General features: G+C 69.9%; 13 protein-coding genes. 7 read left to right on the top strand and 6 right to left on the bottom strand.

The genetic code is table 11. The features are described 5' to 3' along the window. Positions 1-188 precede the first annotated feature (188 nt). Positions 189-3176: a DEAD/DEAH box helicase gene (locus AB0I53_RS47745; RefSeq protein ID WP_358617374.1), complete on the top strand. Its 2988-nt coding sequence runs from the start codon at positions 189-191 to the stop codon at positions 3174-3176. After that, entirely contained in the window at positions 3169-3993 is an 825-nt protein-coding gene (locus AB0I53_RS47740; protein WP_358617372.1) for an SWIM zinc finger family protein, read from the top strand. Before AB0I53_RS47745 ends, AB0I53_RS47740 begins: the two co-directional genes overlap by 8 nt. Before the next feature lie 46 nt (positions 3994-4039). Here AB0I53_RS47740 and AB0I53_RS47735 read toward each other — a convergent pair whose 3' ends face one another. After that, positions 4040-5167 (bottom strand): phosphatidylinositol-specific phospholipase C1-like protein, encoded by a 1128-nt coding sequence (locus tag AB0I53_RS47735; RefSeq protein ID WP_358617369.1) that lies wholly within the window; start codon positions 5165-5167, stop codon positions 4040-4042. A gap of 263 nt (positions 5168-5430) precedes the next feature. Here AB0I53_RS47735 and AB0I53_RS47730 point away from each other — a divergent pair, with 263 nt between their 5' ends. Together AB0I53_RS47730 and AB0I53_RS47725 are read left to right on the top strand one after the other, a co-directional pair. Continuing rightward, the gene (locus AB0I53_RS47730; protein ID WP_358617367.1) at positions 5431-6327 is read left to right on the top strand and encodes an SDR family NAD(P)-dependent oxidoreductase; all 897 of its coding nucleotides are present in this window, start codon (positions 5431-5433) and stop codon (positions 6325-6327) included. Positions 6328-6334: 7 nt separating this feature from the next. After that, entirely contained in the window at positions 6335-6466 is a 132-nt protein-coding gene (locus AB0I53_RS47725; protein WP_358617365.1) for a DUF397 domain-containing protein, read from the top strand. Here the strand turns inward: AB0I53_RS47725 and AB0I53_RS47720 are convergent. From AB0I53_RS47720 to AB0I53_RS47710, 3 genes are all read right to left on the bottom strand, one after another. Then, positions 6436-6885, bottom strand: coding sequence for a VOC family protein (locus tag AB0I53_RS47720; protein WP_358617362.1), 450 nt, complete (start codon positions 6883-6885; stop codon positions 6436-6438). The two genes, AB0I53_RS47725 and AB0I53_RS47720, sit on opposite strands and share 31 nt — an antisense overlap. A gap of 152 nt (positions 6886-7037) precedes the next feature. Further along, a complete protein-coding gene (locus AB0I53_RS47715; RefSeq protein WP_358617359.1) occupies positions 7038-7463 on the bottom strand; it encodes a hypothetical protein in 426 nt (141 codons plus the stop codon). Between the two features lie 72 nt (positions 7464-7535). Further along, positions 7536-7805, bottom strand: a complete 270-nt coding sequence (locus AB0I53_RS47710) for a DUF1905 domain-containing protein (RefSeq protein WP_358617357.1) — start codon at positions 7803-7805, stop codon at positions 7536-7538. A gap of 125 nt (positions 7806-7930) precedes the next feature. Here AB0I53_RS47710 and AB0I53_RS47705 point away from each other — a divergent pair, with 125 nt between their 5' ends. Then, positions 7931-8731, top strand: a complete 801-nt coding sequence (locus tag AB0I53_RS47705; protein WP_358617354.1) for a transporter substrate-binding domain-containing protein — start codon at positions 7931-7933, stop codon at positions 8729-8731. 122 nt (positions 8732-8853) lie between these two features. Further along, the gene (panB, locus tag AB0I53_RS47700; protein ID WP_358617351.1) at positions 8854-9708 is read left to right on the top strand and encodes a 3-methyl-2-oxobutanoate hydroxymethyltransferase; all 855 of its coding nucleotides are present in this window, start codon (positions 8854-8856) and stop codon (positions 9706-9708) included. Positions 9709-9755: 47 nt separating this feature from the next. Here the strand turns inward: panB and AB0I53_RS47695 are convergent, their stop codons facing one another. Next, on the bottom strand, positions 9756-10712 hold the full coding sequence (locus tag AB0I53_RS47695) for a YafY family protein (protein ID WP_358617348.1): 957 nt from the start codon (positions 10710-10712) through the stop codon (positions 9756-9758). A gap of 64 nt (positions 10713-10776) precedes the next feature. Here AB0I53_RS47695 and AB0I53_RS47690 point away from each other — a divergent pair, with 64 nt between their 5' ends. Next, on the top strand, positions 10777-11661 hold the full coding sequence (locus tag AB0I53_RS47690) for an NAD(P)H-binding protein (RefSeq protein WP_358617346.1): 885 nt from the start codon (positions 10777-10779) through the stop codon (positions 11659-11661). A 49-nt stretch (positions 11662-11710) separates the two neighbouring features. Here the strand turns inward: AB0I53_RS47690 and AB0I53_RS47685 are convergent, their stop codons facing one another. After that, positions 11711-12688 (bottom strand): glutathione S-transferase family protein, encoded by a 978-nt coding sequence (locus AB0I53_RS47685; protein WP_358617343.1) that lies wholly within the window; start codon positions 12686-12688, stop codon positions 11711-11713. Between the last annotated feature and the right edge of the window lie 109 nt (positions 12689-12797).

Genomic DNA, 12797 nt, shown 5'->3' with positions numbered 1-12797 from the left:
GCGGCACGCGTTCGCCCCCGGCGACGGGGCGTCCCCGCAACCGGCTGGTCACCGTCCGTGCTGGGCTCACGGCCCCGAGCGGACTCAGCCGTGAGGCGCTTTGGGCAGGTCACCGGTCGTGAGTGGTTTGGAGAGCCATAGCGATCCAAACCACTCACGAGGCCTCGGCGGCGGAAGGAGGTGCGACCGTGTGGGCCGTGCACGGATTGTCTACTGTGGATGGTCGAATCGTGTTGTGGGCGGAGGATTCCGAGCTTCCCGCGCGAGTTTCCGGGCGCGCGCCGCGCGGCACGGTGGCGCATCCTTTCGCCGTGCCCGGTGAGGCGCTGCGCGATGCGCTGCCCGGTGAGCAGCTCAAGGTCGACTCCGTCCGCCTCCAGCTGCCCTCTTACGCCTCCGCGCCGGTCACATCTCCCGAGCTGGCGCGAGATCCGCTGACCGCGGGGCCGACGCCGCGCGGCAAGCTGCGGCTGCGGGAATGGCTGGTGCCGGCCGTGTCGTGCAGCCCCGCAGCCGTGCTCGCGCTGCTCGACGAAGGCGTGCCCGGATGCCGGTTGGGCGCCTCCGCGCACTTCCTGCGCAACGTCGCCGGATTCGCCGAGCAGGTGGTGTCGCAGGGACGGGTGCTGCCCGCGCTGGTCTTCGAGGCCGACCGGCCTGCGGCGCGCTGGCGGGCGTCGTTGTCAGGCACGGATTCGGCGCGGTTCGTGGCGCTGCGGGAATCCATGCCGCCTGCCTTCCGCTGCGAGCGCGGCGATCCGCCCGCCGACGTCCTGCGCACGGCGCTCGACGCGCTGGTCGACGGCATCGCCCGCGCCCGGGTCGCGGACGTCGAGATGCCCGGCGGCCGGACCGTCGCTGCGGCGTGGCTGAACGCGCTGGCCCACGAGCCGCGGTTCGACGGCGATCCCGCGAAGGTGCGGAAGCTCGCCCGCCAGCTGGAGACCTGGCGCGCCAGCGGCGCCCGCGAAAGCCCGGTGCGGACCTGCTTCCGGTTGCACGCCCCGGAAGACGACGAGCAGTGGCGGCTGGAGTTCCTGCTCCAGGCGGTCGACGACCCGAGCGTGCTGGTGTCCGCGAACGAGGTGTGGCGGGAGGAAAGCCGGGTCCTGCAGCGGTGGGTCGAGCAGCCGCAGGAGCTGCTGCTCGCCGACCTCGGCAAGGCGAGCCGGGTCTTCCCCGGGCTCGACGCGGCGCTGATCGTCCCGCATCCCACCGAGTTGTTCCTGGACGCCGACGGCGCGTACGAGTTCCTCACCAGTGCCGCGCTGCTGGACCAGGCCGGTTTCGGCGTGCTGCTGCCGTCCTGGTGGGGCCGCACGCAGCAGCTCGGGTTGAAGCTGACCGCGACCAGTTCCGGCACCGCCGGGACGGTGGCGAAGGAATCCGGGCTCGGCATGGACGCCGTGGTCGACTACCGCTGGGACCTCGCGCTGGGCAACGAGCGGCTGACCGAGTCCGAGCTGGAGGAGCTGGCGGCCGCGAAGGTTCCGCTGGTGCGGCTGCGTGGCAGGTGGGTCCAGGTCGACCGCAAGCGGCTGGCCGCCGGGCTGGCGTTCCTGCAGCGCTCCGGGACCGGGCGGATGACCGCCGGCGAGGTGTTGTTGCAGGCCGGGATGCAGTCCGAGGACGGCGACCTGCCGATGCCGGTGATCGAGGTGAGCGGGCGCGGGTGGCTCGGCGACCTGCTGTCCGGGCAGGCCGAGCAGTACCTGGAACCCGTGGAGCCGCCGGAAGGTTTCACCGCGACGCTGCGCCCGTACCAGCGCCGCGGCCTGGCCTGGCTGACGTTCCTGGACCGGCTCGGGCTGGGCGCCTGCCTCGCCGACGACATGGGCCTCGGCAAGACCGTGCAGCTGCTGGCGTTGGAAGCGCTGGCGCGCTCGGAAGGCCCGCGCGGCCCGACGCTGCTGGTCTGCCCCATGTCGGTGGTCGGCAACTGGCAGCGGGAGGCGGCCAGGTTCGCGCCGGCGCTGAAGGTGCACGTCCACCACGGCGGCGGGCGGCTCAGCGGCGAGGACCTGATGGAAGAGGTCGGCGGGCAAGACCTGGTCATCACGACGTATCCGCTGGCCGCGCGGGATTCGGCCGTGCTGCGGGAGATCCGCTGGGAACGGGTGGTGCTCGACGAGGCGCAGAACATCAAGAACAGCGCCTCCCGGCAGGCCAAGGCGGTGCGCGGCCTGTCGGCCCGGCAGCGGATCGCGCTGACGGGCACGCCGGTGGAGAACCGGCTCGCTGAGCTCTGGTCCATAATGGACTTCGCGAATCCCGGCGTGCTGGGCTCGCTGAGCACGTTCCGGGCCAGGTTCGCGGTTCCGGTGGAACGCGACGGCGACACCGACGCCGCGGCCCGGTTGCGGCGCATCACCGGGCCCTTCGTGCTGCGGCGGCTGAAGACCGATCCGGCGATCATCGGCGATCTACCGGACAAGATCGAGATGAAGCAGCTCTGCAACCTCACCGCCGAGCAGGCATCGCTGTACCAGGCGGTGGTCGACGACATGCTGGCGCGCATCGACGATAGCGTTGGCATGGAGCGTCGCGGGCTGGTGCTGGCGACGATGTCCAAGCTCAAGCAGGTGTGCAACCACCCGGCACAGCTGCTCGGCGACGGCTCGCCGCTGCCCGGGCGGTCGGGGAAGTTGTTGCGGCTGGAGGAAATCCTCGAATCGGTGCTGGCCGACGGCGACAAGGCGCTGTGCTTCACGCAGTTCGCCGGGTTCGGCGGGATGCTGGTGCCGCACCTGTCGGCGCGGTTCGACACCGAGGTGCTGTTCCTGCACGGCGGCACGACGAAGAAGGCCCGCGACGAGATGGTCCGGCGGTTCCAGGAAACCGACGGGCCGTCGATCTTCCTGCTGTCGCTGAAGGCCGGTGGCACCGGGCTGACGCTCACCGCCGCCAACCACGTCATCCACCTCGACCGGTGGTGGAACCCGGCGGTCGAGGACCAGGCCACCGATCGGGCGTTCCGCATCGGCCAGCGCCGGGACGTGCAGGTCCGCAAGCTGACCTGCATCGGCACCCTGGAGGAGAAGATCGACCGGATGATCGAGGACAAGAAGGCGTTGGCGCAGCTGGTCGTCGGTTCCGGCGAGAACTGGCTGACCGAGCTGTCCACCCGCGAGCTGCGCGACCTGGTCGCGCTGGAGGCGGAGGCCATCGGTGAATGAATGGCGCCGGTTCCCGCCGCCGGCGAAGCCGATCCGGGTCGAGGGCGGCATCAAAGCGCGCAGCAAGCGCGGCGAGATCGCGCAGACCTGGTGGTCGCGGCGGTTCATCGAGGTGCTGGAGTCGTTCGGCATGGGCGGCCGGCTGCAGCGCGGCAAGCGATACGCACGCGCGGGGCAGGTGCTCAGCCTGACGCTGTCGACCAGTTTGGTGGTCGCGCTGGTGCAAGGTTCCCGGCCGGAGCCGTACCGGGCGCGGATCGCGATCAAGGCGTTCACCTCGGGCGAATGGGAGCGGATCGAGCGGGCGCTGGCCGGGCAGGCGCTGTACGCGGCGAAGCTGCTGGCCGGGGAGATGCCGACGGACGTCGAGCGGGTCTTCGACGAGCTCGGGCTGCAGCTGTTCCCGACGACGATGCGGGAACTGACGATGGATTGTTCCTGCCCGGACTGGGAAATCCCGTGCAAGCACCTGGCGGCGGCCTGCTACCTGGTGGCGGAGTCGTTCGACGAGGACCCGTTCCAGATCCTCGCCTGGCGCGGCCGGGGGCGCGAGGAGCTGCTGGACCGGCTGCGGGCGTTGCGCGGGAGCGTCTCGGGTCCGGCGGCAGAGGAGCCCGACGACGTGGCACCGCTGTCGGAATGCCTGGAAACCTTCTGGACCGCCCCGGAATCCCCGGCGGCGCCGGCAACTCCCAGCCCGGAGCCGACCGCACCGGATGCGCTGCTCGACGAGCTCGACCCGCTGCCGGTACAGATCCGGGACGAATCCGCCGTCGAGCTCCTTCGTCCCGCCTACCGGGCCATGACGGGCTCGTGAGCGTTCGTTCCGGTTCTTACCGGAGCGAGCACTCACGAGCGTTGGGTCACGGCCCTTCCAGGTGGTCGGAGCGGCAGGATCGGGGCGCGTTCACCGGGTTGCAGCGCGCCGGGGTGCCGAGTTCTGCGACGTAGTCGGAGCCGTAGCGGGCAGCCAGGCCCGGTGCCGGGAAGTCCGTGCTGACGATCTGCGCTCCGCTGGCCAGCGCCGCTTCCAGGCGGGCGGTGTCACCGGTGGTGGCTTCGGCGAGCGGCACGTCCGAGCGGGTGCGCACCAGGTATCCGCGCTTCACCCAGTCCCGGATCTGCGCGCCGTTCCCGCCGGTCGGGTCGTTCTGCGACATGAACGCCGCATCCGGTCGGCCGGGCACGGAGTTGGTGAACAGCACACGGCCTTCGAGGTTGGGGCGGTTCTCCAGGTACGGCGCCTGCTGCTGGGGATCGCGGTTGTCCATCAGGAAGACGAACTTGCCGCGGGCGTCGGCGAGCTTCGGCCAGCCGAAGCGCAGCACCGACTGCTCCAGCGTGAGGCCCGGTTTCCGGACGTCGTCCGGGGTGATCATCTGGTCGGCCGAGATCACCGAGCGGATCTCGGCGTCCAGGTCGGCGAACCGCTTGGCGTCCCACGGCGGGGAATCCGCGCCGCCGCGCTGCTCCATCGCCGGATCGGTCTGCTTGAGCTCCAGCAGGATCGGGATCGGGGCGTGCCCGGGGTGCGCGTCGGACCAGTCGCGGACCTGGCGCAGGCAGTTGACCAACGTCGAGCAGGACGTGGCGTAGTCGTGGTCGGCCCAGTGCATCACCTTGATCCCCGGCTTGGCCAGATCTGGATCGGTGAGCGGCCCCAGCCCGGCGTCGCGGCGGATGAGCGGAGAGGTGTAGAGCCCGCCTCGGTCGCCGTCGGGCATCAGGTCCAGCTCGATGTGCCGCACCGACTGGCGTTCGAACTGCACCGGCAGCGATGCGTGCGAATACCAGAGGTTGTCGGATGCGGACTGGTGGAGCTGTTCGGCGCGGGAGAGTTCGCGGTGGTAGCTGTTGTGCGTCCCGATGACCTGGATCTGGTTCATCCGCAGGTCTTCGCGCTCCGACGGGCTGGCGTTCGCGGCGGACACCAGCAGGCCGGCGCAGGCGGCCAACGAAGCGGCGATCACGCCTGCACGGGCGATTCGCATGACGGGCTCCTCGAGTGGGTGGCCGCCCAGCCTGGAACGACGAGATGACCGTGCCGCGATCCGCCGAACACCCACCGACGAACGCCAGGCGAACACCTGGGTGAACGTTCGGCCTGCTCAGGGCCCGTGTGTACTTTGTGTCGCCATAGCAGCACAAAGTACACACGGGCCCCCATCAGGCCGAACGTCCGTCCACATGGGACCGATCTGATTGGGTTCTGGCATCTCCGATGCCTCGGTAGGCTCTGCGGTGGGAGGCGGTCGTGGGAGATGCTGTTCTTGTCACCGGGGCTTCGTCCGGGCTGGGGTTGGCGACTTCGACCTCGCTCGCCAAGGCCGGCCGGCCGGTGATCCTCGGGTGCCGGAACGCCGAACGCGGCGCGGCCGCCGCCTCGTCGATCCGGGCGCAGGCCCCGGATGCGGACGTGTCCGTGCTGGAGCTGGACGTTGCGAACCTCTCGTCCGTCCGGGCGGCGGTGCGCGCTTTGGACGGGCGACCGCTGGGCGCGTTGGTGTGCAACGCGGGAATTCAGCTCACGACCGGTGTTCAACGATCACCGGACGGCCACGAGTTGACCTTCGCCACCAACCACCTCGGGCACTTCCTGCTGATCCAGTCGCTGCTGGAGCACCTGGGCGAGCCCGCGCGCATCGTGCTCGTCTCCAGCGGCACGCACCTCGGGCCGTTGCAGTCCTTCGGGTTCCCCGCGCCGCGTTGGGAAGATCCTCGCGCGCTCGCCGATCCTGGCCTGTCGTCGCTGGGCGGTTCGGCTCGGCACGGGCGGATCCGCTACTCAACATCCAAGCTGGCGAACATCTACACCACATATGAGCTGGCACGGCGGCTGCGTGACCGAAAGATCACGGCCAACGCCTTCGACCCAGGGCTCATGCCGGAAACCGGGCTGGCGCGCGACTATCCCCCGCCTGTCCGGCGCCTTTACGCCCGAATCGCCCCGATGTTGATCCGCGCGCTGCCAGGCGTCCGGCCGGTCGACCAGTCCGCGAGCGATCTGGCGTGGCTGGTCACCAGCCCGGAACCGGCAGCGGTCAGCGGCGCGTACTTCACGGGCCGCACGAGGCGGCGGAGCTCCGCGGAGTCCTACGACGAGGCGCGCGCCAAGGAACTCTGGGAAGTCTCAGAAGAACTCATCTCCTGACGCCCGCTTGGCCGGCGGAGGCATCGAGATCCGGGACTCGAAAGATCCCGACGGACCGATCCTCCAGTTCAACGGCACCGCTTGGGCGGGGTTCCGGCGTTCACCTCGTCAAGGGCGCTCGTCGATGGCGGGCATCTGAGCACCGCCTGGGTTCCAGGTTTGCAGGAACTGGGGTTGGCGGGATTCATCGACCAGCTCGATCCTCGCTCCGATCGAGTCCATCCGGTGGTACGCGAAGGCCCTGCCGTACGGGCAGCCGGAGAAGTCCTCCGGCAGGCCTTGGTCCGCGAGCCTGCGCGCGCCGGCCTCCAGCGAGCTCGTCCAGTAGCCGAGGTGGTCGAACCTGGCTCCCGCGGACGCGTCCCACGGGCTTCCCGGCGGGCCCTCGATCAGTTCGATGAACGGCGCTCCGCCCTTGGTGAAGACGATCCGGTACTCCCAGTCCGCGAGCCGGCTGGTCTGCGGTTCGTTCCACTCGACGCTCGCGGACTTCTCGAAGTCGCGCATCGCCTTCTCGACGTCGGGCACGACGAAACACACGTGGTAGAAGGCAGTCACCGCCGAAGTATCCCCTCGAGGCGCTCGGCTGGCGGGAGGGAGGCACCCCCAGTTGCCTCCCTCCCGCGCTCCCACGCGCTCCCGGTCATAAGACGCCCGGGAAGTCATTTGGTTGCATCGTTGTTTTTCCCGTTATTGCCGGAGTCCGCGCATCAGGCGTTGCCGTTGCCGAGTTCGCTGCAGGTCGTCGGGTAGTCGGGCGGGATCTGGGCCTTCGCCACGCCCATGACCACGACCGATGCGAGCACCGCCGCCGCCAACCCGATCACCACGCCTACCGGGATCACCAGTCCCAGCGCCGCGCCCTCGCGCCACCGCTTCTTGACCATCAGTGTCACCGCGACGCGCTGGCAGCCGGCGAACAGCGCCATGCAGATCGGCAGCAGGGTGACGTGCAGCAGAAGCGCCACCGGCAGCACAACGAAGGTGATCACCACCCCGCCGCTCGCGTCGGCGAGGTCGCACTTCTTCCACAAGCTGCCGACGGCCTGGAGGTCGTACCAGGTCATCACGATCGCCACCGGGAAGGCCCCGAGCACCGCGAATACCGCCCAGGCCCAGGCCGAGTTGATCTTCACCGGTTCGCTCTGCTCTATTGCGGTCACATTGTTGGGGACGCGCGAGCCGAGGTGCGGTTGTGCCGAGCCGCCTCAATCGACGATTCGCTCCAGCAGGCGGACGGTGACCTCGGCACCGACCTCCTTGCCGATCGCCTTGCGGATGTCGGCCTTCACCGGCAGCTTGTGGGTGCCGTCGCCCAGCGCCATGAACGAGCTCCGGAACGGCCGGCCGTCGATCGTGCCCCGGACCTTCACCAGGCCGCGGGTGCCGAAGTACTCGACCGACCGCGGCCAGACCACGTAGGTCCAGCCGCCCCGGTTCGGGCTCTTCTGCAGCTTCGCGGTGAACTGCTCGTCCATCGTGTGCCCCTCTCGCGAACCGCCTCCTGAACGTGCAGACCTCCCGGGGCCGCGGAACTCATCGCTCTGGCCTTCCCGGGTCCGAGCGGTTATGCATGTTCCGCGAAGATCGAAAGGCGGGCGTAATGCAGTGGAAGAAGTTCGGTTCCGGGTTGGTCGCGGCGGCTGTCGTCGCCTTGAGCGCGGCGTGCTCCGCGGCTCCGGTCGAGCCCGCGAAGCCCGCGGCGAGCCGGTTGGACGACGTCGTCCAGCGCGGTGAGCTGCGAGTTTGCAGCACCGGGGACTACCGGCCGTTCACCTACCGGGACGCGGCGGGCGCCTGGAGCGGCATCGACATCGACATGGCGCACGACCTCGCAGGCAAGCTCGGGATCAAGGCGACGATCGTGCCCACGACCTGGAAGACGCTGGTCGCCGACTTCAACGCGCAGTGCGACATCGCCGTCGGCGGAGTGTCGATCACCCTGGAACGCGCGAAGCAGGCGTTCTTCAGCACCGCCTACGTGGTCGACGGCAAGACGCCGATCACTCGCTGCGAGAACGCGGCGCGGTTCCAGACGTTGCAGCAGATCGACCAGCCCGGCGTCCGCGCCGTCGTCAACCCCGGCGGCACCAACGAGCAGTTCGCCAGGCAGAACCTCAAGCAGGCCACCATCGTCGAGCACCCGGACAACAACACGATCTTCCAGCAGATCCTCGACGGCAAGGCCGACCTGATGATGACCGACGCCGCCGAGACCAAGTGGCAGGCCAGGCAGCATCCGGAGCTGTGCTCGGTGCACCCCGAGCAGCCGTTCACCTTCAGCGAGAAGGCGTACCTGCTCCCGAAGGGCGACGTCGTGTTCCAGCAGTACGTGAACCAGTGGCTCAACCTCGCGCTGCACGACGGCACCTACGCGCGCATCGCGGAGCCCTGGATCGGCTGAACTGTGATGTTGGCCCTCGGGATGTGTCGGCGAGGTTGAGCGCGTGCGACGCTTTCCCACGCAACCATCCGCAACTACCCGGGGACCCGCGATGCGGGCTTCGAGGAAAAGGACGGTCAACGATGACTGCTGCCCAGAACCAGGGCGAGACGGCCGCGCCGTACGGATCCACGCCGACCAAGCGGCGAGTGCGAATCCACCACCTCCAGCAGCTGAAGGAGCGCGGCGAGCCCTGGCCGATGCTCACCTCCTACGACATGTACACCGCGCGGATCTTCGACCAGGCCGGCATCCCGGTGCTGCTGGTCGGCGACTCGGCCGCCAACAACGTCTACGGCTACGAGTCCTCGCTACCGGTGACCGTGGACGAGTTGCTGCCGCTGGTCCGTGCCGTGACCCGGTCGGCGGAGAGGGCTCTGGTGGTGGCCGATCTGCCGTTCGGCTCGTACCAGGCGTCGCCGGAGCAGGCGCTGGCCACTGCGACGCGGTTCATGAAGGAAGGCCGCGCGCACGCGGTCAAGCTCGAAGGCGGCCGCCGCTACGCCCCGCAGATCGAGGCGCTGGTGTCGGCGGGCATCCCGGTGATGGCCCACATCGGCTTCACGCCGCAGAGCGAGCACGGCCTCGGCGGCTACCGCGTGCAGGGCCGCGGCGACAAGGCCGACGAGCTGCTCGCCGACGCGCTCGCGGTGCAGGAGGCCGGCGCGTTCTCCGTGGTGCTGGAGATGGTGTCGGCGGACGCGGCGAAGCAGGTGACCGGAGAGCTGCGCATCCCGACGGTCGGCATCGGGGCCGGGCCGGATTGCGACGCCCAGGTGCTGGTCTGGACGGACATGTCGGGCATGAACACCGGTCGCACGGCGAAGTTCGTGAAGCGCTACGCCGACGTGGGCGGCATCCTGGCCGACGCGGCCGGCCGCTTCGCGGACGATGTCCGCGGCCATGCTTTCCCGGCCGCGGAGCACTCCTTCCACTGAGGTGACGCCGGGGTGCGCGGCTTCGGCCGCGCACCAACCGGAAAGGATCAGCCGCCGGCTGCCCGGGCGATGCGATCGGCCAGTTCCCGCGAGTAGCTGATGAGCTCGGGCGGAGCCTCGATGGTGTAAGGCACGCCGACCGTGGCGAGGGTGACGGACAGCCATTCCCAGGAGTCGGCGCTGGTGACGTAGCGGCAGCTGGTGTCATCGATGGCCTCGAGCGACCCCGCTTCGGCGATCAGCCGATCGGAGACCACCGAGACCGGCGCCGCGAAACGCACCACGCCGCGCTGCCCGGTGAGCGGAAACCGGGCGCTGTCCTGGACGAAGCTCACCGGGTCGTCGGCGGGCAGCTCGCGGGGAGTGAAGGTGGTGCCCGGAACGCTGAGCTCGCCGATCCGGTCGATGCGGTAGGTGCGCCAGTCGGCGCGGTCGCGGTCCCAGCCCAGCAGGTACCAACGGCGGTCGAACAGCACCTGGCGGTAGGGCTCGACGCGGCGTCCGGTGTGCTTCCCGCTGCGACTGGTGTAGTCGAAGCGCACGTCCTGGTGCATGTGCGCTGCGGTCGCGAGCAGCTGCACGGTTCGCAGATCCAGTGCCTGGGTGGCGCGGGAGGTCGTCTCGGTTGCCGAGGCGAGCGCCTGTATCCGGGCGCGCAGCCGGGTCGGTACGACGCGTTCGAGTTTGCGTAGGGCGCCTTCGGCAGCATCGCCGGCCCCGCCCATCTGGGTGAGGGCGGCGATCCGCAGGCCGACGACGGTGGCGACCGCCTCGTCGTCGGTGAGCAGCAGCGGCGGCATGGCCCGACCGGCGACGAGCTGGTAGTTGCCGCCCGGCCCGCGCGTCGAGGAGACCGGGTAGCCGAGCTCGCGCAGGCGGTCGAGGTCGCGCCGCAGGGTGCGCGGTGATGCGCCCAGCCTCGCGGCCAGTTCAGCCCCGGGCCAGCTCCGGCCGCTCTGCAGCAGCGAGAGCAGCTCCAGCAGCCGTGTGCTCGGATCCGTCATCGCACTCGAACCTAACCGGAATTGTGGCCAGGATTCGACCACAACCGACCGTAGCGTCCCGGGTATGGCACATGAACCCGAGAAGATCGTCGTCACCACACCCACCGGACACGTGGGATCCCGAGTCGTGCAACTGCTCCTGCAGGCGGGTGTGCGCCCGACGTTGCTGATGCGCGAACCCGCCAAGCTCGACGCGGCGACGCGTGACCGGGTCGACGTCGTGCCGGGCGACCAGGGGGATGCCGATTTCGTCCTCCGCGCAACGGAGGGCGCTGCCCGCCTCTTCTGGGTGGACCCACCCACGCCCGATGACGACCCTGCTGCCGGCTACGCCCGCATGGGCGCCAACGCGGCGCGCGCGGTTAGGGAGAACGGCATCGCCCGGACCGTGTTCCTCAGCAGCGTCGGTGCGGAGAAGCGCCACGGAGCCGGCGAGATCGATGGCCTGGCCCGGACCGAGGAACAGCTGGATGCCACCGGCGCCGACGTGCTGCACCTGCGCTGCGGGTACTTCTTCACCAACCTGCTCATGGAGCTCGACGGCCTGCGCGAGGGCGTGCTCCGCACCCCGTGGCCCCTGGACTTCTCGATGTCCTGGGTCGATCCCCGCGACATCGGCGAAGTCGTGGCCGCGCGACTGCTCTCGGACGGTTGGTCGGGACGCCACGTGCAGGCCGTGCACGGCCCCGAAGACCTGACGTTCCCGCGGGTGGCCGAAATCCTGAGCAACGCAGTGGGGCGCGAGGTGCGCGCCGAGCGGATCTCCGATGACGAGTTCCGCGCCTCGCTGCGATCGGCCGGTTTGAGCAGCGGACAAGTCGAGGGCGTCGTCGGCATGTCGACCGGGCTGCGCGAGAACTTCGTCCCCGAGGACAAGCGCAGCATCCTCACCACGACACCGACCGCTCTCGCCGCCTGGGCCCACGCGCATCTCCGGCCCTTGCTCTGACCCGCGCGTGCAGGGGGCTGTGCGCACAGCCCCCCGCACTCCTGCGGCTCTAGGCGGGCGGAGTGCCGGCGCCGAAGGGCTTGCCGCCCAAGGCTTCCCGGCCGTGTGGCGTGTCCCAGCCGGACAGGTCCGGGCCCGCCGGGACGATGCCGGTCGGGTTGATCTGGTGGTGCGTCGCGTAGTAGTGGCGCTTGATGTGGTCGAAGTCGACCGTGTCGCCGAAGCCCGGTGTCTGGAACAGATCCCTGGCGTACGCCCACAGGACCGGCATTTCGGTGAGCTTCCGGCGGTTGCACTTGAAGTGGCCGTGGTAGGCGGCGTCGAAGCGCACCAGCGTGGTGAACAGCCGGACGTCGGCCTCGGTGATCGCGTCGCCGACCAGGTACCGGCGGTCCGCCAGGCGCTCGGAAAGCCAGTCCAGGCGGGCGAAAAGCCGCTCGAAGGCCTCCTCGTAGGCCACCTGCGAGGTGGCGAAGCCGCAGCGGTAGACGCCGTTGTTGACGTCGGCGAACACCACCGCGTTGACTTCGTCGATCTCCGCGCGAAGGTGCTCCGGGTACAGCTGCGGCGCACCTTCGCGGTGGTACGCGGCCCATTCCGTGGACAGGTCGAGCGTCAGCTGCGGGTAGTCGTTGGTGACCACCTTGCGCTCGGCGACGTCGAGGACCGCGGGAACCGTGTAGCGGCCGGTGAATTCGGGATCGGCGGCCAGGTATGCCTCGGAGAGGAAGGCGATCCCGGTCGCCGGGTCCTTCTCCTCCGGATCGAGGGTGAAGCGCCAACCGCGCTCGTCGCGGATCGGGTCGACGATCCCCAGCGACAGCACGTCCTCCAGCCCGAGCAGGCGGCGCACGATCACCGACCGGTGCGCCCACGGGCACGCCAGGCTCACCACCAGCCGGTACCGGTCCGGCTGCACCGGCCACCGGGACGAGCCGTCCGCGGTGATTCGCTCGGTGAACCGGTTCGCCTGCCGCACCCACTCGCCCCGCGTCGAGGTCTCCGCCTTGAACTGTGCCTCGGCCATGCCCCCACCCTACTGACGCGGCGGAGCGGTCGTGAGTGCGAAAACCGGTTCTTACCGGCTTTCGCCGAGGCGCTGGTCGGCAAGGACCGCGAGTCCCACCAGCGCGACC

The organism is Saccharopolyspora sp. NPDC050389 (assembly GCF_040655595.1).
GTDB lineage: Bacteria > Actinomycetota > Actinomycetes > Mycobacteriales > Pseudonocardiaceae > Saccharopolyspora.
The sequence above is the reverse complement of the archived record's forward strand: the minus strand, read 5'-3'. Positions and strand labels throughout refer to the sequence as shown.